This is a genomic window from Stenotrophomonas riyadhensis (genome assembly GCF_040256885.1).
In the GTDB taxonomy this organism is placed as follows: Bacteria; Pseudomonadota; Gammaproteobacteria; order Xanthomonadales; family Xanthomonadaceae; genus Stenotrophomonas; species Stenotrophomonas riyadhensis.
The window spans coordinates 35,702-59,531 of the sequence record NZ_CP155568.1; the positions used below are offsets into that span (position 1 = coordinate 35,702).

20 protein-coding genes are annotated in these 23,830 nt (G+C 68.0%); 12 read left to right on the plus strand and 8 right to left on the minus strand.

Features of this window, described 5'->3' with window-relative positions:
- Positions 1-6 precede the first annotated feature (6 nt).
- Together eda and SriyCCGPB3_RS00155 are read right to left on the minus strand one after the other, a co-directional pair.
- A complete protein-coding gene (eda, locus tag SriyCCGPB3_RS00150) occupies positions 7-645 on the minus strand; it encodes a bifunctional 4-hydroxy-2-oxoglutarate aldolase/2-dehydro-3-deoxy-phosphogluconate aldolase (RefSeq protein ID WP_164162914.1) in 639 nt (212 codons plus the stop codon).
- A gap of 116 nt (positions 646-761) precedes the next feature.
- Positions 762-1,352: a cysteine dioxygenase family protein gene (locus tag SriyCCGPB3_RS00155; protein ID WP_088023016.1), complete on the minus strand. Its 591-nt coding sequence runs from the start codon at positions 1,350-1,352 to the stop codon at positions 762-764.
- A 239-nt stretch (positions 1,353-1,591) separates the two neighbouring features.
- Between SriyCCGPB3_RS00155 and SriyCCGPB3_RS00160 the strand changes: the two genes are divergently transcribed.
- On the plus strand, positions 1,592-2,647 hold the full coding sequence (locus tag SriyCCGPB3_RS00160) for a LacI family DNA-binding transcriptional regulator (protein ID WP_110710637.1): 1,056 nt from the start codon (positions 1,592-1,594) through the stop codon (positions 2,645-2,647).
- Positions 2,648-2,757: 110 nt separating this feature from the next.
- On the opposite strand, the gene phhA is transcribed toward SriyCCGPB3_RS00160, so the two are convergent.
- Complete coding sequence (gene phhA / locus SriyCCGPB3_RS00165) at positions 2,758-3,651, minus strand: phenylalanine 4-monooxygenase (RefSeq protein ID WP_110710638.1); 894 nt, start codon at positions 3,649-3,651, stop codon at positions 2,758-2,760.
- Positions 3,652-3,776: 125 nt separating this feature from the next.
- Here phhA and SriyCCGPB3_RS00170 point away from each other — a divergent pair, with 125 nt between their 5' ends.
- Together SriyCCGPB3_RS00170 and SriyCCGPB3_RS00175 are read left to right on the plus strand one after the other, a co-directional pair.
- Positions 3,777-4,259 carry an Lrp/AsnC family transcriptional regulator gene (locus SriyCCGPB3_RS00170; RefSeq protein ID WP_004153377.1) on the plus strand — a complete coding sequence of 161 codons (483 nt, stop codon included), beginning with the start codon at positions 3,777-3,779 and terminating at the stop codon, positions 4,257-4,259.
- An 87-nt stretch (positions 4,260-4,346) separates the two neighbouring features.
- Positions 4,347-6,356, plus strand: coding sequence for a hypothetical protein (locus tag SriyCCGPB3_RS00175; protein WP_164162913.1), 2,010 nt, complete (start codon positions 4,347-4,349; stop codon positions 6,354-6,356).
- Between the two features lie 39 nt (positions 6,357-6,395).
- Here SriyCCGPB3_RS00175 and SriyCCGPB3_RS00180 read toward each other — a convergent pair whose 3' ends face one another.
- Together SriyCCGPB3_RS00180 and SriyCCGPB3_RS00185 are read right to left on the minus strand one after the other, a co-directional pair.
- Positions 6,396-7,388, minus strand: a complete 993-nt coding sequence (locus SriyCCGPB3_RS00180; RefSeq protein ID WP_019337382.1) for a patatin-like phospholipase family protein — start codon at positions 7,386-7,388, stop codon at positions 6,396-6,398.
- Positions 7,389-7,721: 333 nt separating this feature from the next.
- Positions 7,722-8,738 carry a TIGR00266 family protein gene (locus SriyCCGPB3_RS00185; protein ID WP_164162960.1) on the minus strand — a complete coding sequence of 339 codons (1,017 nt, stop codon included), beginning with the start codon at positions 8,736-8,738 and terminating at the stop codon, positions 7,722-7,724.
- Between the two features lie 159 nt (positions 8,739-8,897).
- Between SriyCCGPB3_RS00185 and SriyCCGPB3_RS00190 the strand changes: the two genes are divergently transcribed.
- Positions 8,898-11,168 (plus strand): TonB-dependent receptor, encoded by a 2,271-nt coding sequence (locus SriyCCGPB3_RS00190; RefSeq protein WP_164162959.1) that lies wholly within the window; start codon positions 8,898-8,900, stop codon positions 11,166-11,168.
- 189 nt (positions 11,169-11,357) lie between these two features.
- Here SriyCCGPB3_RS00190 and SriyCCGPB3_RS00195 read toward each other — a convergent pair whose 3' ends face one another.
- Entirely contained in the window at positions 11,358-12,203 is an 846-nt protein-coding gene (locus SriyCCGPB3_RS00195; protein WP_180854268.1) for an acid phosphatase, read from the minus strand.
- Positions 12,204-12,464: 261 nt separating this feature from the next.
- On the opposite strand from SriyCCGPB3_RS00195, the gene SriyCCGPB3_RS00200 reads away from it, so the two are divergent.
- Both SriyCCGPB3_RS00200 and SriyCCGPB3_RS00205 read left to right on the plus strand, forming a co-directional pair.
- Positions 12,465-13,343, plus strand: coding sequence for a hypothetical protein (locus tag SriyCCGPB3_RS00200; RefSeq protein WP_164162922.1), 879 nt, complete (start codon positions 12,465-12,467; stop codon positions 13,341-13,343).
- 11 nt (positions 13,344-13,354) lie between these two features.
- Entirely contained in the window at positions 13,355-14,557 is a 1,203-nt protein-coding gene (locus SriyCCGPB3_RS00205) for a DUF4785 domain-containing protein (protein WP_164162923.1), read from the plus strand.
- A 143-nt stretch (positions 14,558-14,700) separates the two neighbouring features.
- On the opposite strand, the gene SriyCCGPB3_RS00210 is transcribed toward SriyCCGPB3_RS00205, so the two are convergent.
- The gene (locus tag SriyCCGPB3_RS00210) at positions 14,701-15,522 is read right to left on the minus strand and encodes an ABC transporter ATP-binding protein (protein ID WP_110710645.1); all 822 of its coding nucleotides are present in this window, start codon (positions 15,520-15,522) and stop codon (positions 14,701-14,703) included.
- 151 nt (positions 15,523-15,673) lie between these two features.
- On the opposite strand from SriyCCGPB3_RS00210, the gene SriyCCGPB3_RS00215 reads away from it, so the two are divergent.
- The 5 genes from SriyCCGPB3_RS00215 (at position 15,674) to SriyCCGPB3_RS00235 (ending at position 20,498) form a co-directional block, all read left to right on the plus strand.
- Entirely contained in the window at positions 15,674-16,876 is a 1,203-nt protein-coding gene (locus tag SriyCCGPB3_RS00215) for a DesA family fatty acid desaturase (protein ID WP_110710646.1), read from the plus strand.
- Positions 16,873-17,205, plus strand: a complete 333-nt coding sequence (locus tag SriyCCGPB3_RS00220) for an EF-hand domain-containing protein (protein WP_110710647.1) — start codon at positions 16,873-16,875, stop codon at positions 17,203-17,205. Before SriyCCGPB3_RS00215 ends, SriyCCGPB3_RS00220 begins: the two co-directional genes overlap by 4 nt.
- A 68-nt stretch (positions 17,206-17,273) precedes the next feature.
- Positions 17,274-17,924: a hypothetical protein gene (locus SriyCCGPB3_RS00225; RefSeq protein ID WP_180846551.1), complete on the plus strand. Its 651-nt coding sequence runs from the start codon at positions 17,274-17,276 to the stop codon at positions 17,922-17,924.
- Positions 17,925-17,976: 52 nt separating this feature from the next.
- Positions 17,977-18,789, plus strand: coding sequence for a bifunctional DNA-formamidopyrimidine glycosylase/DNA-(apurinic or apyrimidinic site) lyase (gene mutM / locus SriyCCGPB3_RS00230; protein WP_049422377.1), 813 nt, complete (start codon positions 17,977-17,979; stop codon positions 18,787-18,789).
- A 104-nt stretch (positions 18,790-18,893) separates the two neighbouring features.
- Positions 18,894-20,498, plus strand: a complete 1,605-nt coding sequence (locus SriyCCGPB3_RS00235; protein ID WP_164162924.1) for a glucan biosynthesis protein — start codon at positions 18,894-18,896, stop codon at positions 20,496-20,498.
- A gap of 522 nt (positions 20,499-21,020) precedes the next feature.
- Here SriyCCGPB3_RS00235 and SriyCCGPB3_RS00240 read toward each other — a convergent pair.
- A complete protein-coding gene (locus SriyCCGPB3_RS00240) occupies positions 21,021-21,641 on the minus strand; it encodes a thymidine kinase (protein WP_008264720.1) in 621 nt (206 codons plus the stop codon).
- A 101-nt stretch (positions 21,642-21,742) separates the two neighbouring features.
- Here SriyCCGPB3_RS00240 and SriyCCGPB3_RS00245 point away from each other — a divergent pair, with 101 nt between their 5' ends.
- Positions 21,743-23,719 carry a UvrD-helicase domain-containing protein gene (locus SriyCCGPB3_RS00245; protein WP_164162856.1) on the plus strand — a complete coding sequence of 659 codons (1,977 nt, stop codon included), beginning with the start codon at positions 21,743-21,745 and terminating at the stop codon, positions 23,717-23,719.
- The last annotated feature ends 111 nt before the right edge of the window (positions 23,720-23,830 follow it).

Consider the following 23,830-nt stretch of genomic DNA (forward strand, 5'->3'; position numbering starts at 1 on the left):
GCAGGTTCAGCTGGCCAGCACTGACGCCTCGCGGGCCAGGCGCTCGATCGCATCCCAGTCGCGGGTCTGCAGCAGCGCCGGGGTGGTCAGCCACGAGCCGCCCACGCACAGCACGTTGGGCAGGTGCAGGAACTGCGGCGCAGTCTGCGCGCTGATGCCGCCGGTCGGGCAGAAGCGCACATCGGCGAACGGGCCGTGCCAGGCCGCCAGCAGCGCAGCGCCACCGGCCTGCACCGCCGGGAAGAACTTGAAGGTGTCGTGGCCGTGCTCCACGCCCAGGATCAGGTCCGAGGCGGTGGCGGCACCGGGCAGGTACGGCAGGTCGGCATCGCGTGCGGCGGCATACAGCGCCGGTGTCGCACCCGGGGATACGGCGAAACGCGCACCGGCCTGCTTCGCTGCCTGCATCTGCGCGGCATTGAGTACCGTGCCGGCGCCGATCACGGCATCGGGCACGGCCTCGACCATCGCCTTGATCGCATCCAGCGCCTGCGGCGTGCGCAGCGTCACTTCGATCACCGGCAGGCCACCGCGGAACAGCGCCTGGGCCACTTCGACCGCTTCATTCACATCTTCGGGGGTGTACACCGGAATCACCGGTGCCAGCTTCAACAGCGCGCGCAGGCGCGGATCAGCGCTGGACATCGTCTTGCTCCTTGCCCGACCGGGCATCGCGGATCGCCGCCGGGTCCGGCAGCGCAGCGGCGCATGATGCCACGTGGCTCACGACGGTGCTGGTGGTGCCCCGCCCTGCCCCCGGCTCAGGCCGGGTCGGCCTGCAATGCCTGGATGCGACGCTGGTACCAGTCACCACCGAGCGGATCGAACACCGCCGAGCGCTCCATCTGTGCCTCGTACACGTGTACCGAAATCGCCAGTGCTTCGTCGCTGGCGTTGCGCAGGGTGTGGTACTCGTGCGGCGGAATCAGGCTGCCGGCACTGCCGCAGCCCCCGCGCAGCACGGCGTGGCGGCGGAAACGCCAGCGCTCGCCGGCGCACTCCAGCAGTTCATAGCGGGTGATCTCCAGCTCGCCTGACCACACTCCCTCCACACACCACATGGCATCGTGGTCGTGCAGCGGCGTGCCCTGCCCTGGGCCCCAGCTCATGGCAATCACGCTGTAGCCGTGTTCGCGGCTGTGGTACAGCGGGCGTCGCGCGTAATGATCACTGACCGGACGGTGCACGCACTCGGGCAATTCGATGCGGCTGTCCGCGATGGCTTCCTGCAGCGCCAGCTGCAGGTCGGCGGTGATGCGTTCGGCATCACCGGAGGTCATCGCCGCGTCGACTGCGGCGATCAACCGGTCGCGGCCACGGAACGCCGGAAACGGAGAGGTCTGCAGGTCCATGCCCCGACTGTAGCGGAGCCTGGTTAAGGGAATGTTGGCGTTCGCGCGCGTCGCGTCCGCATTCAGGGTGAACACGCGCGGAAGAACGGTTCAGATGCACATCCAGTAGAGCGATCACAATGGAACCTCACGCAGCCGGGTCGGTCGAACACGACACGATCCACATCCGCTGCGACATTCCGCAACTTCGCGCCCACCGGGCGCAAGGCTAGACTTCTCCGACTTACCTGGTTCTATACATGTCAGTGCGAATTATTAGCGATGCCGCGTTGCCGGCATCGAAGGGCAAGGCTGCCACGATCAACGACATCGCACGACTGTCGGGAGTTTCCAAGAAAACGGTTTCAAGAATCATCAACAACTCGCCGCTGGTGCGCAAAGACACCCGCGACAAGGTCGAGGCGTTGATGCGCGAGGTCGGTTACGTGCCCGACCCGCTGGCGCGCGGCCTCGCGTTCCGCCGCTCCTTCCTGATCGGCCTGGTGTATGACGACCCGGGCGCCCAATGCATCGTCGATCTGCAGCATGGCGCGCTGGAAGCGCTGCGCGGCACCGGCTATGAGCTGGTGGTGCATCCCTGCGACAGCCAGTCTCCGGACTGTGCGCACGGTGTGCGGCGCTTCGTGCAGCAGCAGAAGCTGCACGGCGTGATCCTTGGCCCGCGTGCCTCCGAGTCGGCCGCGTTGACGGAGATGCTCGACGGCATCGAATGCCGCTACGTCCGCATCAACGCGCATGTGTCGGATGACGAGGCACAGGCCGTGGTCACCCACGATCGCGACGGTGCAGCCGCGGCAGCGGGCTACCTGCTCTCGCTCGGCCACCGCGATATCGCGGTGATTGCCGGTCCGGGCGATCGCCGTACCGCACGCGAGCGCACTCATGGCTTCCTCGACCGGCTGGCCCAGGTGGGCCTGACCCTGCCGGGTGAGCGCGTGCTGGAAGCGGGCGATACGTTCGAGTCGGGCGTGCATGCCGCCGAACGGCTGCTGATGGGCGGACAACGGCCCAGTGCGATCTTTGCCGGCAACGACGAAATGGCCGCCGGCGTGTACCAGGTGGCGTTGCGTGCGGGTATCGCGGTGCCGCAGCAGTTGTCGATCGTCAGCTACGACGACAGCCCGCTGGCGTCGCGGCTGTGGCCGCCGCTGACCTCGGTGCGTCGCCATGTGTCCGACATCGGCCGCGTGGCGGCGGCGATGCTGGTGCAGGCCGACGTGCCGGATGCGCCGACCGCAACCAGCGTGCATCCGCAATTGATGGTGCGCGGTTCCTGCCGGGCCGTGGACGCCTGATCGCCCTGCCCTCGCCTGTACTGCCGTGACGGTGCAGGCAGGCAGCAACGAAAACGGCGCATCCAGGTGCGCCGTTTTCTTTTCAGTGCGAAGTGCTGTGCGCCGTGGGCTTACACGTCGCCGCCGTCGGCCCAGCCTTCGCCGGTGCCCTTCTGGAACACGCGGTCATCGCCCTGCACATCGCCTGCCGGCAGATGCGCCTGGTCAGACAGTGCCGCGTAGATCGGGGTGAAGTCCGGTGACGTCGCCTGCATCAGCTGTTCGAAGCTGTCGATGACGAAGTAGGTCTTCTGGAAGGTGTCGATGCGGTACTTCGTGCGCATGATCCGCTGCAGGTCGAAACCGATGCGGTTGGGCGCGGCCGATTCCAGCGAGTACAGCGATTCGCCCTTCGACGACACGATGCCGGCGCCGTAGATGCGCAGGCCGTCGGGTGTATCGATCAGGCCGAACTCCACCGTGTACCAGTACAGGCGGGTCAGGTTCTGCAGGGCGTCCGGGCCGATCGCGTGGGCTTTGACGCCGCCACGGCCGTACGCCTCCATGTAGTCGGCGAACACCGGGTTCATCAGCAGCGGCACATGGCCGAAAAGATCGTGGAACAGGTCCGGTTCGGCGATGTAATCGATCTGGTCCGGGCGACGGATCCACCAGGTCACCGGGAATCGGCGGTTGGCCAGGTGGTCGAAGAAATCCAGTTCCGGCAGCAGGCCTTCGACGCCGACCAGGGTCCAGCCGGTGGCCGCGCCCAGTACTTCGTTGAGCTGGTCGAAGCGCGGAATCATGTGCGCGTTCATGCCCATCTCGTCCTGTGCATCCAGGAATTCCTGGCAGGCGCGGCCGACCAGCAGTTCGCGCTGGCGCTGGTACAGCGTGCTCCAGGTGGCGTGGTCGTCGGCGCTGTAGGTGTCCCACGGTTGCTCGACGAGCGCGGTGGTATACACCGGCACGTAGCCCTTGTCGGTCTGCTGGTGTTCGACGCGGCGGGGCTGGGCGAGGTCCATGGGGCACTCCTTGACGGGATACCCACGATGCTAGGGCAGGGCGCGCGCAACAGGGTTGCAAAAGTTGCGCCGATTGGCCTTGTTGGCGCAATATCCTTGCGTACTCACCATGTTGCGGGGCAACAATGGCCGGAGAAGTCCAGTTCGATCGCACGGATATACGTCTGCTGGCTGAAATCCAGCGGGATGGGCGCGCCACCAACGCCGAGCTGGCGACACGGGTGAACCTCTCGCCCTCGGCCTGCCTGCGTCGCCTGCAGCGGTTGGAAAGCGAGGGCGTGATCGTCGGCTATGGCGCGCGGCTGGAACCGCGCCAGCTGCGCCTGGGCCTGCAGGCCTTCGTGCGCGTGCAGCTGGAAAAGCACGACCAGGCCGCCATCGGCCACTTCGTGGACAGCGTGCAGGGCTGGGATGAAGTGGTGGCCTGCCATGCACTGACCGGCGACATGGACTACCTGCTGCACGTCTACGTGCGCGACCTGGAGCACTTCTCGCACTTCCTGCTGGACCGGCTGCTCAACGCCGGTGGCGTGGCCGATGCCAATTCCAGCTTCGTGCTGCGCACGGTGAAGGGCTTCCAGGCATTGCCGCTGTCGCAGCTGGAATGAACGCGCCGCTGCGATTTGACGGCGCCGGGCGGGTAGCCGAGCATCTCCGCCCTGCGCGCGTCGCAGCGTTCCTTTCCGGTTCCACGCATGTCCGAACTCCAGCACCCGCTGCCCACCACCACGTTCCTGCCGCTGCAGCGCAAGTCGCTGGCGCGCTACGTTGCCCATGGCACGCCACCGCAGACCGCAGTGGAGCAGGCCGGGCTGATGGCCGCGCAGCTGTGCCGGACGCGCCTGCATCCGGCGGCCGAGATCGAGCGCCTGCTGCATGATGCCTGCGCGTTGTTTGCCGGCAACGAAGGCGCGGCTGCACAGCTGGCCGGGCCCGGTGGCGGTGGCCAACCGGAGCTGGATGCCTGGCTGACCGCATTGGCTGCCCACGGCGTGCTGCTGGCGCCGGCGGAGATCCTGCAGGACGTCATCGCGCAGTCGCCACGGGAGTACCCGGGCCTGGCCCTGCAGCAGGCCTGCCAGGAAACCCTGGTCGAACATGAGATCCGCTTTCCCGCCACCTTTTCCAGTGACGATGACGAGGCCACGCAGGATGACGTCTCCGCCGCGGATGCGCGGTCGGTCGAGCACCATGGCCTGTACACCTCCGAGCAGGCCCGCGTGCTGCGCGCCATCGCCGCCAACCCCGATGAGCTGATCGACCTCGATGGCTATGCCGGCACCGGCAAGGGCCACCTGGTGCTGGCGCTGATGGATGCGCGGCCGGGCCGCTACACCTACGTGGCGCCCTCGCGTGGGCAGGTGGAAGCCTTCCGCGCCCGCGTGCCGACCAGCACTGCGGTGCGCCTGCTGACCCAGATCGAGTTCGCCAACCGCGTGGCCCAGCACGCCGCGCGCAGCGGCCAGACCGGTGGCTTCGTTGCCAGCTACCGGCGCAGCACCCGTACTCCGCGCGAGATTGCCGGCCGCATCGGACTGCAGGGCATCGGTGGGCGCAGCCCGGAGCAGGTGCTGCTGACCGCGTTCGAGGCCATCAACCGTTGGTGCGCGTCGTCGGCCCCGGGCTTGGCGTTCCAGCATTTCGACCGTTCGGTGCCCGCTGCGATGCTCGATGTGTCGCCGTACATGGCGGCCGCCGAGCACGTCTGGCGCTGCATGTTCGACGCCGAACTGCAGCGGGGCACGCTGCTGAGCCTCAGCCCGGCGCACATCGGCAAGTGGTTGGCCCTGCGCGGCGTCACCCCGCCGCTGGACATGGGCATGCTGCTGGTGGACGAGGCGCACGACCTGAGCCCGTCGTGGAAGCAGTTGCTGGCCGGCCATGCGCCTGGCGTGGTCAGCCTGGGTGATCCGCACCAGTGCCTGACCGGTACGGTGCCGCGCTGGGCCGCGTCGAAGGTGCTGGAAATGCACCAGTCGGTGCGCCAGGGCAACCAGGTCGAGGGCCTGGTCAACCAGACCCTGGCACTGGATGGACTGGGCCAGGAAAGTGGGCCGTTCGTCGGTGCCACCGACCGCGCCACCGGTGTGCTGCATTACCGCGACTGGGCGCAGGTGCCGAGCGAGGGCCTGCGCATCCATGGCAGCGTCGCCGATCTGGCCCTGGACGCGGCACAGCTGCACGCACTCGGGCTGCGGCCCTACCTGCATCCGGCATCGCTGCGCGCGCTGCGCGCGCTGCGCAGCGTGCTGCAGCGGCCACTGGATGCGTGGCGCCGGCGCCGCGACAGCGCATCGGACCAGGAATGGGAGCGCTTCCTGGCCACGCAGGCCGACGAAGGGCAGGGCGCGCTGGTCGAACTGTTCGGGTCTGCCGATCGGGTGCAGTCACTGCTGCTGGCGCTTGATGACCAGGACACGCCCGCTGAAGGGCGGGTGGCGCTGTGCCTGGCCGAACACGCGAAGAACCTGCAGTTCGACGTGGTCTCGCTGTCGCCCGGTTGCTTCAGTGCGGGGCAGGGCAGGCACATCTGGCACAACCCGGTGCGCGCGGTCTATCTGGCGCTGACCCGTGCGCGACGCCAGCTGCATGTGCCGGCCGATGGCATGGAACAACTGCAGCATACGGCGGCACTGCAGGAGCAGGCCCGCCAGATGCGCAGGCGCGAGCGGCAGCAGGCCAGCGGTTACCGGCCCGCGCGCTAGCACGCGCGTCGCTGTCTGGCAGCGACACGCCGGCTCAGGTCAGCACTTGTCCTTGCGGCCCATCAGCTTGCCCAGGCGCGAGGCTTCCTCGCACTTCGGCGCGGCCACCGGTGCCGGTGCGGCCGCCGCGGCACGTGCGCGCTGCAGCTGCTGGATCTTCGCGCGGATCTGCGGCATGGCTGCCATCGCGGCCTTTTCGCCTTCCAGGATTGCGGTGCCACGCTGGCTGAAATCGGCGGCGCCGATGTCCAGCACCTTCGGGCGGATGACGATGTCGGCGCGTGCCAGTTCCTGCTCGCCCAGGCGTTGGCCCATGATCGAGATGGACTGGTTGACGATGCCCAGCATGTCGGTCGGCGCCTTGCCGCTGGCCTTGCTGGAGATGTCCACGGCGATCACGAAGTCGGCGCCGAGCTGGCGCGCGGCATCCACCGGCACCGGGCTGACCACGCCGCCATCGATGTAGTTGCGGCCGCCGATCTTCACTGGCTCGAACACACCGGGAATGCTGCTCGACGCGCGCACCGCCTGGCCGACGTTGCCGCGCACGAAGATCGCACGCTCGCCGGTCTCCAGCTGGGTGGCGACGGCGGCGAACGGCTTCTTCAGGCGCTCGGCAGGACGGTTGGCAACCTGCTCGTTGACGTAGTCCTGCAGCTTCTGGCCCTGCACCAGGCCGCCGGAGAACAGGCGCACGTCGCGGATGCTGGCTTCGTCCAGCGCGACCGCCTTGCTCTGCATCTGGAACGCGTCCATGCCGCTGGCATACAGCGCACCGACCACGCTGCCGGCACTGGTGCCGGACACCACGGCCGGCTCGAAGCCATTGGCCTCCAGCATCTTGATCACGCCGATGTGGGCGAAGCCCTTGGCCGCGCCGCCTCCGAGGGCGATGCCGATCTTCACCGGCTTGGCCTGCGGCACCACGGTGGGTGCCGGCGGCGGCGTGGGACGGACCGGATCGCCACCGCAGCCGGCCAGCAGGCCGATCAGGGCGACGGACAGCAGCATGCGGGGGCGGAACAGGCTCATCGGCAGTGCGCTCGCGGCGCCGGATTCAGGAAAGGGCGCCAGCATACCGAAGCCGTGGCGGGGCGGGCAGGGTGGGAAACATCGCCCATTCATAAAGGTAGTGCCGGCCGCTGGCCGGCAATCATTGGGAACCTGGCAACGGTCCATGGGGCTGCCGGCCAGCGGCCGGCACTACCGGGACGCTCGCCAAGGTCCATGGGGCTGCCGGCCAGCGGCCGGCACGACCGGGATGCGCGCCAAGGTCCATGGGGCTGCCGGCCAGCGGCCGGCACGACCGGGATGCGCGCCAAGGTCCATGGGCTGCCGGCCAGCGGCCAGCACGACCGGGGGCGGTCAGAACCGGTTGTCGCCGTCCAGCATCCGGCCCAGGCCGCCCAGTACCGAGCCTTCGCCGCGGTTCTGGCCACCGCCCTGCGGCGCGGCCATCCACATGCGGCCGGCCAGACGCGAGAACGGCAGCGACTGCAGCCAGACCTTGCCCGGACCGGTGAGCGTGGCCAGGAACACGCCTTCGCCACCGAACAGCATGCTCTTGATGCCGGTGACCCGGCGTACGTCCATGTCCACGGTCGGGTGGTAGGCCACCACACAGCCGGTATCCACATCCAGCCGCTCGCCGGCCGCCAGCTCGCGCTCCACCACGCAACCGCCGGCATGGATGAACACCCAGCCGTCGCCTTCCAGCTTCTGCATGATGAAACCTTCGCCGCCGAACAGGCCGGTCATGATCTTGCGCTGGAACTGCACGCCGATCTGCACGCCGCGCGCGCCGGCCAGGAAGCTGTCCTTCTGGCAGATCAGGCGGCCGCCATGCTGGTCCAGCTTCATTGCCAGCACGGTGCCGGGGTAGGGCGCGGCGAAGGCGACCTTGCCCTTGCCGTGGCCGCTCTGGGTGTAGACGGTGGCGAACAGGCTCTCGCCGGTCAGCACGCGCTTGCCGGCGGCCATCACCTTGCCCATGAAGCCGCCGCCCTGGTCGCCGTTGGCGGCGCCGAACACCGTGTCCATCTGCACCGTGGCGTCCTTGAACATCAGCGCCCCCGCCTCGGCGATTGCGCTTTCGCCGGGGTCGAGCTCGATCTCCACGAACTGCATTTCATGGCCGACGATGCGGAACTCGATGTCGTCGGCGCGGCCGCTGGCCGCGGCGGGGACCGGCGGCGGGGTGTTCGGCATGCCCGGGGCCGCGGACTGCAGTTCGGGCACCTCGGCAATCGAGGTCCACCCGCTCATGCCCTGGCACCAGGCCAGGGCGCGCGGGTTGGCCTGCGCATAACGGCGCGCGGCCTCGTCATCAAGCGGGCCGATACGCTCGGCCTGGGCGGAGGCATGGAAGTACCACTGGGTCATCGCGGCGGCTCTGCAGGGCTGGAAAACCCCGAGTCTAGCGAGTGCACCGGGCGCCGGGAGGCGCGGCCATGAACGGCCGGCATTTGCGGGGCAGGTGCTGTATTGCAACAATTATCTGGTAGCGCCGTTTTACCACCCCTCCAAACACAGCCTACCGCCATGTCCCCGACCCGCACTTCCCGTGGCCGATTTCCGGTCGCGCGCCCCCTCGTTGCCGCTCTTTCCGCCCTGCTGCCGCTGGTAGCAGCCGCCCAGGAAACCCCCGCTGCCAAGGATCCGGTTGCCCTCGACGCCCTGCAGGTGACCGCGCAGCGCCGCGTCGAGAACGCCAAGGACGTGCCGGTCGCGGTCTCCGCGATCCAGGGCGAGAAGCTGGATGTGCTCGGCTCGGCCGGCGATGACATCCGCTTCCTGGCCGCACGCGTGCCCAGCCTCAACATCGAGTCGTCCTACGGTCGTGCCTTCCCGCGCTTCTACATCCGCGGCCTGGGCAACACCGACTTCGACCTCAATGCCTCGCAGCCGGTGTCGCTGGTGTACGACGACGTGGTGCAGGAAAGCCCGCTGCTGAAGGGCTTCCCGCTGTTCGACCTGGCCAACGTGGAAGTGCTGCGCGGTCCGCAGGGCACGCTGTTCGGCCGCAACACGCCGGCCGGCGTGGTGAAGTTCGATTCGGCACGTCCGTCGCAGGATGCCGATGGCTACATCCGCGTCGGCTACGGCAGCTACAACAGCTGGAATGTGCAGGGCGCCTACGGCGGTCCGTTGACCGACCGCTGGTCGGCACGTGTCTCGGCGATCTACCAGCGCCGCGACGACTGGGTCGACAACACCCGCGTCGGTGCCCCCAACAGCGGCTTCGAAGGCTATGACGAAGCCGCCGGCCGCGTGCAGTTCCTGTACGAAGGCGACGACTTCGAAGCGCTGTTCAACCTGCACAAGCGCAAGCTCAACGGCACTGCGCGCCTGTTCCGCGCCAACATCATCCAGAAGGGTGGCAATTCGCTGGTCGAGAACTTCGATCGCGACAAGGTGGCCAACGATGGCGTCAACTTCTCCGACCTGAAGACCTGGGGCGGCAGCGCGCGCCTGCAGTGGAACCTCGGCTCGGTGACGCTGCACTCGATCACCGGTTATGAAACCGCCGAATCGCTCAACCGTGGCGACATCGACGGTGGCTACGGTGCGGCGTTCCTTGGCGCCGGCAACTACGGCCCGGGCCTGATTCCATTCTCCTCGGAGTCGGCTGACGGCCTGCCGCACCATCGCCAGTGGACGCAGGAATTCCGCATCGAGTCCAACGAGTGGGGCCGCTTCGACTGGCAGGCCGGCGTCTTCTATTTCGATGAAGACGTGACCATCAACAACTTCAACTACGACTCGCTGACCCCGGGCAACCCGCAGACCGGCCACGTGGTGCAGAACCAGCGCAACAAGGCGTGGGCGGTGTTCGCCTCGGGTGACTTCGACGTCACCGACCGCTTCAAGCTGCGTGCCGGCGTGCGCTACACCCAGGACAAGAAGGACTTCAGCGCCAGCGTGCTGCAGGCCGTTCCGTTCGGCACCCCGGTCAGCGGGCCGTACCTGGCCAACACCGACGTCAACGACGTCAGCTGGGATGTCAGTGGCGTGTACAAGCTGACCGACAACGTGAATGCTTACGCCCGCGTGGCCAAGGGCTTCCGCGCGCCGTCGATCCAGGGCCGCCTGGCCTTCGCGCCGGGCCTGTCGCAGGCCGATTCGGAGAAGGTGATCTCGTACGAAGCCGGCATCAAGGCCGACCTGTTCGAGCGCCGCGCGCGCCTGGGCCTGAGCGTGTTCCGCTACAACGTTGACGGCCAGCAGTTGATCGCGGTGGGCGGCACCAACAACACCGCCACCCTGCTCAACGCTGACAAGACCATCGGCCAGGGCGTGGAGCTGGACCTGGAAGCCTATCTGGCTGACAACGTGCTGCTGACCTTCGGCAGCAGCTACAACGACACCGAGATCAAGGACAAGGATCTGGCGGTAGCGATCTGCGGCGGTGGCTGCACCATCAACGACCCGACCACCGTCATCAACGGTGGCACCTATGCGCTGGTGAACGGCAACCCGCTGCCGCAGGCGCCGAAGTGGATCCACAACGCGACCCTGCGCGTGGGCTTCCCGCTCAGCGATGGCAGCGAGCTGTATGCCTACACCGACTGGGCCTACCGCAGCGCGGTGAACTTCTTCATCTACGAGTCGCCGGAATTCCGCGGCCGTAGTTCGCTGGAAGGCGGCCTGCGCCTGGGCTACAACTGGGATTACGGCCAGTACGACGTGGCCGTGTTCGGCCGCAACCTGACCAACCAGACCCGCGTGGTCGGCGCGATCGACTTCAACAACCTGACCGGCTTCCTCAACGAGCCGCGTACCTGGGGCGTGGAGTTCACCGCGAAGTTCTGATGCGGTTGCTGCGTTGATGCAATGAAGAAGGGCCGGCGCAATGCCGGCCCTTCTGCTTCACACCCACCGGTTGCCGAATGGGGTCAGAGCCCTTTCCAGCGGAAAGGGATCCGACCCCGATGGCATCGGCATTCCGCGCTGGGGTCAGATCCCTTTCCGAAGGGAAGGGCTCTGACCCCGGATCACCGCTTACAGCGCGCTCTGCGGGCGCACCTTCAGCACCGCTTCCTCGGCCGCGCAGTCGCGGCTGGAGTGCAGGCCGGCCTTGCGCGCGGCAGCGATCTCCTTGCGTGCGGCCAGCAGGTCCTTGTTGAACGCGGCGTTGTCATGCAGGCGGGCCACGGCGGCGGCGCCCATGAAGCGGCCTTCGAGGATGTCGCTCTGCCAGTGCACGTTGCAGACCAGGCGGCTCTCGCCGTAGTTGCGGCCGCGGGCCTGGATGGCATCGGCGCGATCCGGTGCGATCTCCGACAGGATCAGGGCCCAGGCCCAGCCGATCGAGGTGTGGCCGGACGGATACGAGCCGTTCTTGCGCAGGCCTTCTTCGTCCTTCGGCGAGCAGGTCGGTTCACCATTGACCATGAACGGGCGCGGGCGCTGGTAGTGGTTCTTGGCGGCCTTGGTGGCGGCGCTGGCGTCGATCCGGCTGCGCTCCAGCAGGCGGTACAGCGCCGGGGTCTTCACCGCATCGACGTCGATGTCGGCGGCGCAGGAGAAGTGGTTGGCGCCTTCTGGGAAGCCGAGTTCCGCATCGACACCGGCCTGGGCGAAGCGCGGGCTGCCACGCAGCGCGCGGGCTTCACGGCTGACCTGTTCGTCGAGGGCGAGGGCGGCCGAACCGGCCACCGGCGGCGCCGGCACCAGGTCGAGGCTGGCCGGTACCGCGCTCTTGTCCAGATAGCCCACCGCCTTGGTGGTGATGTTGGCTTCGACGGCGGTCGGCTTGGTGGCGGTGGCGGTGGCGGCACAACCGGCCAGGGCCGCGATGACGGCGAGGCCGAGCAGCGGGCGGGCAGGGTGGGAAAGCAGCGACATGGACGGGCTCCGGAGGAAAAACATCGCGTCATGATCGCAGCCCGTATGCGGCACCGCAGTGGCCATCGGTCATACGGCCAGACCCGGCATGGTCATCCCGGCGATATGAAAAGCGTCATCGATTGACGTCAGTCTCCTGAATCCGGGCGCAGCGCACGGACTTTCACGCGACTGCACCGCGAGCATCGGCACAACAGCCAGCGCCAGGGCCGTCCAGTTCCAGCCGGGTCGGGGGGATCCGCTGACAGAGGGAGAGAAGCGATGCGCAGCACCGCAACAGGAAGTACCGTCCTGGCCCTGCTCCTCGGGCTGGCAATCGCGCCGACGCAGGCCGCCGATGTGGTCGGCGTGGCCTTCGTGCACGGCACTGGCGCGCAGACCAATGCGACCCAGGACTACTGGCAGCCGGCGATCATCGACACCGTGCGCCAGGGCCTGCCGAACAGCAGCAACTACGTCGTCATCAACTGCGACTTCACCCAGTACATGTGGAAGCCGGAAGCCGCCGGTTGCCTGGCCAACCAGCTGACCAGCTTCATCGACAGCCGTGGCATCACCCAGCTGGTGGTGATCACCCATTCCAACGGCGGCAACGTGATGCGCTGGATCCTGTCCAACCCGACCTACGACAGCCGCTATCCGAAGATCATCCGCACGGTGCGCAAGGTCAACGCGCTGGCACCGTCCTCGGCCGGCACGCCGCTGGCCGATGCGGTGCTCAGCGGCAACACCTTCGAAACCTCGCTGGGCTGGCTGCTGGGCTACAAGAACGACGCGGTGCGCCAGCAGCAGGTGGCGAGCATGGCCACCTACAACGCGCAGAACCTGTACGGCACCGCCGGTCGTCCTGCGCTGCCCAAGCCGTTCCGCGCCGTGGTCGGCAGCGACGTGGAATCGGCGGTGTGGGACAGCAACAGCTACTGCGGTGGCTACGCCGCCAATGTCGGCCTGGAGTTCACCCAGAACTGGCTGTCGTCCTGCTCCGATGGCTTCCTGGAGTGCAGCAGCCAGAAGGCCGCCGGCACCACCTGGTTCACCGACAAACAGCGCACCAAGGATGCCGAGCCGCTCAGCCACAACCAGAGCCGCCGCGAGTGCTTCGGCCTCGGCACGATCCTGCGCAACGACCTGGCCCAGTGAGGGAGATGACCATGACGATCCATTCCACCCTGCTGGCCAGCGCCGTGCTGGCAGTGCTGTCCCTTTCCGCCGCGCAGGCCGCGCAGCCGCTGCAGGCCGCCCGTGCGGGCGATCAGGTGCCTGCCGCCCTGGTGGCCGCACCGCTGCCCACCGATGAAAGCGAACACGCGCCACTGGCCTTTGCCTGGGCGCTGGACCCGGGACAGCCGCTGCAGGCGACCACGCCGTATGCCTCGGTCAGCCGCAGCTACTGGCAGCAGGTCGATGGCACGCAGCTGCAGCGCGGCCTGGACCTGCCGCTGACGGCACCGGATGCGGTGATCCAGCTGAGCCCGGCCGACGGTGCCCGCGCGCTGCCGGCCAACACCCTGCAGGTGCGCGACCCGGCCGGCCGTAGCAGCGTGGCGCGCAGTGTCGATGCGCGCGCACTGCAGGAGGCCGGCATGCCGGTGGGTGATGGCAGCAGCATGCTGCGTACCGGCGCGACCAGTGCAGTCGGTGCGTACACGCTGCAGAGCGCGCAGGCACAGGGCCGCTACGTGGTGCAGGTGCTGGAGCCGAACAGTCCGCTGCGGCTGGAAGTGCAGGCCAACCAGGCGCAGGTGCTGGCCGGTGGCAACGTGCAGCTGCAGGCACGGTTGCTGGAAGATGGCGCCACCACCGCGCAGCTGGCATCGCGTCGTGGCGGCCTCGGCGGTGAAGCCCTGCTCGTCGCACCGGATGGCCGCAGCTGGCCGCAGCGGCTGCTGCGCACCACCGATGGCAGCCTGCGCGCGCAGGTGCGGATCCCGGCCGATGTCGGCAGCGTGCAGGGTCTGTGGGAGCTGCAGGTGTTCGCCCAGGCCGATGGCGTGCTGCGCGATGGCAAGGTCGCCTTTGCGGTCGCACGGCCGACTGCCCGTTTCAGTGGCCAAGCGGCACCGGACCCGGCCAGCCGCCAGGTGGCGCTGCCGCTGCAGGTGGCAGCGGCCGGACGCTATGAGGCGCGGGGCACGCTGTATGCCACCGCCCGCGATGGCCAGTTGAAGCCGGTCGCACAGGCACATGCGGCCGCGTGGTTCGATGGCCCGGGCGCAGGCCAGCTGGTGCTGCCGTTCGACCAGGCCGCGTTGCCAGCCGGCTTCGGCGCACCGTACGAGCTGCGCGACCTGCAGCTGCAGGACCAGAGCCGGATGGCACCGATCGAGTCACGCGCGCTGGCGTTGCGGTTCTGAGGTTGCGTACAGCGGGCCGGGGTTCCGGCCCGCTGCATTGGATCCTGTAGAGCCGAGCCCATGCTCGGCTGCTTCTGCTCGCGGCGAACGGCAGTCGAGCATGGCTCGACTCTACAGACGGTTACGGAGAGCGATGCATCTGTCTATCCCGCGTACGCAGTCAGCCGCCCTTCCTGCTCGACCACCGTGATCGCGCCACCGAATACCGCGGACAGCGGTTCATTGCGCAGCAGTTCGGCGCGGGTGCCATCGGCCAGTACGCGGCCGTCGCGCAGCAGCACCACCCGCTCGATCTCGGGAATGATCTCTTCGATGTGGTGGGTCACCAGCACCAGGGTGATGCCCTGCTGTGCCAGCACCCGCATGGTCGCCACCAGCTGCTCGCGGGCGACCAGGTCCAGCCCGGTGGAGGGTTCATCCAGCAGCAGGGCCTGCGGCCGGTTGACCAGCGCGCGGGCGATCAGCACGCGGCGGGTCTCGCCGGCCGACAACTCGGCATAGGCGCGTTCGCGCAGCGACAGCGCGCCGGTCATCGCCAGTGTCTCGCCAACGCGTGCACGCATGTCGGCGGTTACCTCGCGGAACGCCGGCACCACGTAGCTGGCGAAGAAGCCGGACAGCACGGCCTGTTCCACGGTCAGCCCGGGCATGTCGGAGAGGTTGCTGCTGAGGTCGCCGGTGACGATGCCCAGCTGTGAGCGCAGGCGATCCACCTGCCAGCGGTTCTGGCCCAGCACCTTCACCGCCACCGAGCCGTCGCCCTGGGCCAGCGGGTACAGCTCGCGGGTGATCAGCTTGATGAAGGTGGACTTGCCGCAGCCGTTGGGGCCGAGCAGGGCGGTGTGCTGGCCCTGTGCGATGCGCAGGCTGAGCCCGTGCAGCACCTTCACCTGGCCGCGTACCACGGTGGCGCGGTCCAGTTCGATCAAGGGGGGCAGCTCCGCCAGGGGCGGGGCGGCGGTCATGGCGCTGGCGCGTGGATCAAGGCTCGACAACTCAGGTCCCCAACTGTGAACGGTGCCACGGAAGGCGGTGGCAATCACCGCCGCAGGGATGCAGTTTGCAACGCAAGCGCCCATCATGTCTGCCATCCCCGCGTCGATCCGGAGAGCCGCCATGCCAGATGCCCTGATGTCCCTGTTGACCGGTGGTGTGCTCGGCCTGGGCTGGTGGGCCATGCTGGGCGTGCTGCTGGTCTTCACCCAGATCACCATCTTCGCGGTGACCCTGTACCTGCACCGCAGCCAGGCCCATCGCGGGGTCGATTTCCACCCGGCGCTGGCCCACGTGTTCCGTTTCTGGTTGTGGCTGACCACCTCGATGATCACCCGCGAGTGGGTGGCCATCCACCGCAAGCACCATGCCAAGGTAGAGACCGAAGATGACCCGCACAGCCCGGTCACCCGCGGCATCGGCACGGTGTTCTGGCATGGCGTGGAGCTGTACCGGGAAGCGCGCGGCATGCGCGCGGACATCGAGCAGTACGGGCGCGGCACCCCGGACGATGTGATCGAGCGCCACCTGTATACCCCGCACGCCACGCTCGGCCCGGTGCTGCTGCTGGTGATCAACAGCGTGCTGTTCGGCCTGCCCGGCGTGGCCCTGTGGGCGATCCAGATGGCGTGGATTCCGTTCTGGGCCGCGGGCGTGGTCAATGGCCTGGGTCACTGGTGGGGCTACCGCAACTACGAGTCGGCCGATACCTCCACCAACCTCACGCCGTGGGGGTTCTGGATCGGTGGCGAGGAGCTGCACAACAACCATCATGCCTTCCCCAGTTCGGCGCGCTTCGCGATGCGGCGCTGGGAATTCGACATTGGCTGGAGCGCGATCCGCCTGCTGCAGGCGCTGCGCCTGGCCAAGGTGCTGCGGGTGGCGCCGGCCATGGATGTGCGCCCGAACATCGCGGTGCCCGATGCCGAAACCCTGAAGGCGCTGCTGTCGCACCGCTTCCAGGCGATGACCGATTACCAGCGCAATGTGTTCATGCCGGCTCTGCGCGAGGAAGCCGTGCAGGCTGGGGCCAAGCTGCGCCGCCTGCTGCCGCGCCGCCTGCGCCGTGGCCTGGTCAACGATGGCCGCTGGCTGAAGCCGGACAGTCGTGCCCAGCTCAGCGAATGGGTGGCCCAGCGCCCGCGCATCCGCACACTGGTCGAGTACCGCGCGCGGCTGGCGGTGCTGCTCGAGGCCCGCGGCCACGATGCCGCCGAGCGCCTGCATCAGCTGCAGGCGTGGTGCCGCGAGGCCGAGGAAAGCGGGATCGCTGCGTTGCAGGCCTACGCCGCACGGTTGAAGGGCTACAGCCTGGTGGGCGCGTGAGGGCAGGGTACGGGCTTGTGCTGGCGGTGCTGCTGCCGGGCGCGGCGCTGGCCCAGGTCACCGATACCACCAGCTACCTGCAGCGGATGGACAGCGATGGCGACGGCAAGGTCAGCGAGGCCGAGTACGTGCAGTGGATGCTGTATGCCTTCGACCGCATGGACCGCAATGGTGATGGTGTGCTGAGCGCCGATGAGCTGCCCGGTGGCAAGGGCAGGGCGATCAGCCGCGAGCAGCAGCGGCAGGTGATCGTGCAGCGCTTCCATAAGCAGGATGCCAACGGTGATGGCTATCTGGATGCACGCGAGCTGTCGGCGCCACCGCGCTGAGTGCAGGCTGGCCCACGCGCGGCCCGCCGGGCGATCATCGCGGCCACATGTTTCCGCAGGAGCCCCCCATGGATGATCGGATCGACGAGGAGCTGTTCGCCGAATGGCTTGAATTCTGCGCTGGCCGCAGCGAGCAGGAGGACTGGTACTTTTCCGGCCTGCTGCAGGGTGTGACTGACCCGGACACGCTGGCGGCGGTATTCGCCCGTTTCCCGCATGCCGATGCGCTGCAGTCGCGCGCGCTGGACGTGCTTGGCGCAGGCCACTGGGGCGAGCACCTGTACCTGCAGCCGGCCATCGCCGGCGATGCGCAGGCCGTGGCGGCCGCCGCGCGGACCTGGCTGGATGAGCTGGCGAGGGTGGCCGGGAGGGCCGGTGAGCCCGGGCTGCAGGCGACCTTGCGCGACGTACCCGTGGTGGCAGCCACCGCCGGTCAGCTGCAGGCGGCCTGGCGCGAATCGGGCCCCGCCGCCTATCTGCATGATGTCGTCTGTGATGTGGTGCGCGAGGCGCGCACGCTGGATACCCCACAGGTTGCCGCGCTGGACGAGGCGCTGTACCACATCGCTTCGGACCTCTACCTGGGCTGGTATATCGCCCAGCCGCTCTCCCCGGCAGCCGTCGACTTCGCGCCCTATCTGGCGTTCTGGCGCCTGGGCGGACGTGGCGCACTGGTCGAGGGCGCCTTCCTGGTGGAAGCGGCCGGCCTGGTGCCGTAGCTCGCCCCGGCCCCACCCGGCGGCTTCGTCTGGCCCCGCGTAGAATCAACCCATGCCTGAACTGCCCGAAGTAGAAACCACCCGCCGCGGCCTGGCGCCGCACCTGCAGGGCCGTCGCGTGCATGGCGTGATCCTGCGCCGCGCCGATCTGCGCTGGCCGATCCCGCCGGAAGTGGCCGAGCTGCTGCCGGGACAGCGCATCGAGGAGATCCGCCGGCGCGCCAAGTACCTGCTGCTGGATACCGCCATCGGCAGCGCGGTGCTGCACCTGGGCATGTCCGGCAGCCTGCGTGTGCTGCCCGGTGATACGCCGGTGCGCGCCCACGACCACGTCGACATCAGCCTGGACAACGGCCGCCTGCTGCGCTTCAACGACCCGCGCCGCTTCGGCAGCCTGCTCTGGCAGCCGGCCGGCGAGATCCACCCGCTGTTGCAGGGGCTGGGCCCGGAGCCACTGGACGACGCGTTCGACGGCGACTACCTGTTCGCCCGCAGCCGTGGCCGCAGCGCGCCGGTGAAGACGTTCCTGATGGACCAGGCGGTGGTGGTGGGGGTGGGCAACATCTACGCCGCCGAGAGCCTGTTCAAGGCCGGCATCAGCCCGCTGCGCGAGGCCGGGAAGATCTCGCGCGGGCGCTACCAGCGGCTGGCCGATGCGGTGAAGGAGATCCTGGGCTACGCCATCACCCGTGGCGGCACCACGCTGCGCGATTTCATCAGCCCTGACGGCGCGCCGGGCTACTTCGAACAGGAACTGCTGGTGTACGGCCGCGACGGCCTGCCCTGCCCGAACTGTGGCCGCGCGCTGAAGCACGCCACCATCGGCCAGCGTGCCAGCGTCTGGTGCAGCCACTGCCAGCGCTGAGCCGGCGGCCAGCGGCAGCTGAACGGGCAGGGCACGTCTCCGCTGCCCGTTAACGTTTGTCTGCCTATGATGGCCGACCTTCCCTCTGTGCCTGACGCGCCTGCATGCAACGACGCGACTTCATCCGCAATGCCTCCCTCGCCCTGGCTGCATTCGGCCTGCCGTCCCTGCCCGCATGCGCGGCCAGCAAGAGCGGCCAGATGGGCCTGCGCCGCCTCGGCCAGCCACAGCCGTTCGACTTCGCCACCCTGAAGGGCCAGGCGCGCGCGCTGGCCCAGGCGCCCTACAAGAGCCACAAGCGGGTGCTGCCGGGCCGCCTGGAGGGACTGGACTGGGACCAGTACCAGTCGATCGGCTATCGCCAGGACCATGCGCTGTGGGCTGACCAGCCGGGCAAGTTCCAGGCCAAGTTCTTCCATCTGGGCCTGTACTTCCATTCGCCGGTGCGCATGTTCGACGTAGTCGACGGCAAGGCGCAGGAGCTGGCGTATGACGGCGCGGCGTTCAACTACGGCAAGAGCGGCATCAAGGACGGCGAGCTGCCGGCCGACCTCGGCTTCGCCGGTTTCCGCCTGAACACCCGCAAGGACACCGACCGCGACTTCGCCGCCTTCCTCGGCGCCAGCTACTTCCGCGCGGTCGGCAAGGAGGGCCAGTACGGCCAGTCCGCGCGCGGCCTGGCGATCGACACCGGCATGGGCAAGCCGGAGGAATTCCCGGACTTCATCGCCTACTACCTGGAACAGCCGTCGGCCGATTCGGAGACGATCGTGGTCTACGGCCTGCTGGATTCGCCCAGCGTGGCCGGTGCCTACCGCTTCGCCATCACCAATGGCGACGTGCTGCTGATGGACATCGACAGCGCGCTGTACCCGCGCAAGGCGATCGAGCGGCTGGGCATCGCCCCGTGCACCAGCATGTACCAGGTGGGCGAGAACGACCGCCGCATGGCATGGGACTGGCGCCCGGAGATCCACGACACCGACGGCCTGTCGCTGTGGACCGGTGCCGGCGAGTGGATCTGGCGGCCGCTGCTGAACCCGCGCAACCTGCGCTTCAACATGTTCGTCGACCGCAACCCGCGTGGTTTCGGCCTGCTGCAGCGCGACCGCAACTTCGACCATTACCAGGACGACGGCGTGTTCTACGAGAAGCGCCCCTGCCTGTGGGTGGAGCCGAAGGGCGAATGGGGCGAAGGCTCGGTGCAGCTGGTGGAGATTCCCACCGTGGACGAGACCTTCGACAACATCGTGGCGTTCTGGAACCCGAAGGAAAAGCCGCAGCCGGGCCAGGAGCTGCTGGTCGGCTACCGTCTGTACTGGGGCGCCGAACCGCCGGCACGGCCGCCGCTGGCGCACTGCGTGGCCAGCCGCACCGGCCTGGGGGGCGTGGTCGGCAAGAAGCGCGAGTACTTCAGCTGGCGCTTCGCGGTGGACTTCGAAGGCGGCGAACTGGCCGGGCTGATCGACAAGGGCGAGGTCGAAGCGGTGGTGGAAGCCAGCCGCGGCCGGGTCGAGATCGTGTCGGCACGCCCGTTGCGCGAGATCAACGGTTACCGCGCGATGTTCGACCTGGTGCCGCCGGAAGGCAGTACCGAGCAGATCGACATCCGCCTGTTCCTGCGCAGTGGCGGCAAGACCCTCACCGAGACCTGGCTGTACCAGTACACGCCGCCGCCGGCGGGCGCGCCGGAGCGCACGCTGTACTAAGAGGGGTGTTGGGTTTGCAGGGCTTGCAGCCCTGCACCTGCTCAACGCAACAGCAACAGCGAAAGCTGGTATCCCGTGGAATGGCGGGGTGGGTCCGGTGGCGGGAGACGCCGTAAACCCATCCCTGGGGGCTTGGCCGCGGCATCCATGCCGCGGACACTCCCGCCACCGGACCCACCCCGCCTTCGACAGATCTCCGCGATCTGTGGGAATTGCTCTTGGGGTCAGATCCGTTTTCCGAAGGAAAACGGATCTGACCCTAGATCTATTTCGATATCTGACAGATGTGTCGACCAAGGTCGACACCTACCAACAGCCGTGGGGACCTGTCGAAGGTGGGGCGGTGTGGGTGGGCAGGACCGTTGGCGCCATGGATGGCGCCATCGAGCCCCCATGGACGGGTTTACGGCGTGTCCTGCCCACCCACACCGCCCCGCCATCCCACGGAATGCCGCTTTGGCTTTGGCCGTTGCCGTTGCGTTGAGCAGGTGCAGGGCTGCAAGCCCTGCAAAAGAACACCCTTTACAGCGGCAGGGGCGCCTGCGCCGGATCGATCCGGCCTTCGCCGCGGGTGATCTTCTTGAACTCGGCGCGGCTGACCGACACGTAGCGGTCGTTGCCACCGATCTCCACCTGCGGGCCGTCCTGTACCGCGTGCCCATGCTCGTCCACGCGCACCGTCATCGTCGCCTTCTTGCCGCTGTGGCAGATGGTCTTGATCTCCTGCATCTCGTCGGCCCAGGCCAGCAGGTACTGGCTGCCTTCGAACAGCTCGCCGCGGAAGTCGGTGCGCAGGCCGTAGCACAACACCGGAATGCGCAGCTGGTCGACCACTTCGCTGAGCTGCCAGACCTGGGCGCGGGTCAGGAACTGCGCCTCGTCCACCAGCACGCAGCCCATCGGGCCGTTGGCTGCCAGATCCTGCTCGACCCAGCGCTGCAGGTCGGTATCGCGGTCGAAGGCCATGCCGTCCGCACGCAGGCCGATCCGCGAGGCGACCACGCCGGCGCCGGCACGATCGTCCAGGCGCGGGGTCAGGATCGCCACCCGCATGCCGCGCTCGCGGTAGTTGTGGGCGCTCTGCAGCAGGGTGGTGGTCTTGCCGGCATTCATTGCCGAATAGTAGAAGTAGAGCTTGGCCATCGACGGATTGTACGCCGCAGCCCCGCTTCGCCGAAGCCGTTCAGCAACCCCACCGGCGACCGGCTGTGGTCGTCACCCGGCCCCGCTACAATCCCCATCCCATGCACGGTCTCAATCCCCCCCAAGCCGCCGCCGTCCTGCACATCGAAGGTCCGTTGCTGGTGCTCGCCGGCGCGGGCAGCGGCAAGACGCGCGTGATCGTGGAAAAGATCGCCCACCTGATCGGCTGCGGCCGCTATCCGGCGCGCCGCATCGCGGCGATCACCTTCACCAACAAGTCGGCCAAGGAAATGCGCGAGCGCGTGGCCAAGCGCCTGCGCCAGCAGGACGCCGACGAGGTGACCATCTGTACCTTCCATGCGCTGGGCCTGAAGTTCCTGCAGATCGAGCACGCCGCGGTGGGCCTCAAGCGCGGCTTCTCGATCTTCGATGCCGACGATGCCGCCGCGCAGATCAAGGACCTGATGTACGGGGCCAAGCCCGATGACATCGAGGACATGAAGAACCTGGTGTCGCGCGCGAAGAACGCCGGCCTGTCGCCCGAACAGGCGATGGCCGCCGCGCGCAGCAATCGCGAGAAGGAAGCGGCCAGTGTCTACGAGCGTTACCAGCTGCGGTTGACCGCGTTCAATGCAGTCGACTTCGACGACCTGATCCGTTTGCCCGTGCAGATCCTGGAGGAGAACCCGGAGATCGCGCTGGCCTGGCGTGAGCGCATCGGCTACCTGCTGGTGGACGAATGCCAGGACACCAACGATGCGCAGTACCGGCTGCTCAAGCAGCTGGCCGGCGACAAGGGCAACTTCACCTGCGTGGGTGACGATGACCAGTCGATCTATGCCTGGCGCGGCGCCAATCCGGAAAACCTGCAGCAGATGGGGCGCGACTATCCCACGCTGGAGATCATCAAGCTGGAGCAGAACTACCGCTGCTCCAACCGCGTGCTGCGCGCGGCCAATGCGCTGATCGCCAACAATCCGCACGAGCATCTGAAGAAGCTGTGGAGCGACCAGGCCGACGGCGAGCGCATCCGCGTGTGGGAGTGCCGCAACAGCGAGCACGAAGCGGAAAAGGTCGCTGCCGAGATCGCCTTCGTGGCGCAGTCGCGCAATGTGCCGTGGAGTGATTTCTGCATCCTGTTCCGCGGCAACTTCCAGTCGCGCCCGCTGGAAAAGGCGATGCAGCTGCTGCGCATCCCGTATCACCTGACCGGCGGCACCATGTTCCTGGAACGCCAGGAAGTGAAGGACACGCTGGCCTGGTTGCGGCTGCTGGTGAACCCCGACGACGACACCGCGTTCATGCGTGCGGTGCAGTCGCCCAAGCGCGACGTCGGTGCCGGCACGCTGGCCAAGCTGGCCGAGCTGGCGCAGGAAAAGGACATGCCGATGGCACAGGCCGCCGAGGCGATCGGCGCCCTGCAGCAGTTGCCGCCGCGCGCGGCCAACAGCCTGGCGCGCTTCACCGACATCCTGCGTGACCTGCGTGCACAGACCCGGCAGGTCACTTCCGGCGACATGATCCGCAAGGTCGCCAAGGAATCCGGCCTGCTCAGCGAGCTGCGCCAGCAGGCCAAGGAAGAGGCCAGCTACCAGCGTCGCGCCAACAACATCGAGGAACTGGCGCAGTGGTTCGAGGGTGGCCCACGTGGTGCTACCGCCGCCGACCTGGCCGGCCAGCTGGCGCTGCTGTCGCGCAGCGACAAGGACGAGGGCGGCAACCAGGTGCGCATGATGACCATGCATGCTTCCAAGGGCCTGGAATTCCCGTACGTGTTCATCGTCGGCTGCGAGGATGGCGTGCTGCCGCACCAGGTCAGCCTGGACGAGGGCAACCTGCAGGAAGAGCGGCGCCTGCTGTACGTGGGCATCACCCGCGCCAAGATCCAGCTGTGGATGAGCTACAGCAAGCTGACCCGCAAGTTCGGCGAGCACGTGCGGCTGAAGCCGAGCCGGTTCTTCGAGGAGATTCCGGCCGAGGAGATCCAGCGTGATGGCGCCGATCCGGTGGCGGATGCGGTGCGCAAGAAGGAACGGGCGAGTGCGGGGCTGGCGGCGATCGAGGCGCTGTTCGATTGACCGGCGAACGGCGCAGCCCCTCGTGGCTGGCGTCGTCCGCAGTGCATTCGTGAGCGGGCCAGGCGGGTGGGCTGGGCGGGACACGCCGTAAACCCGTCCTTGGGGGCTCGG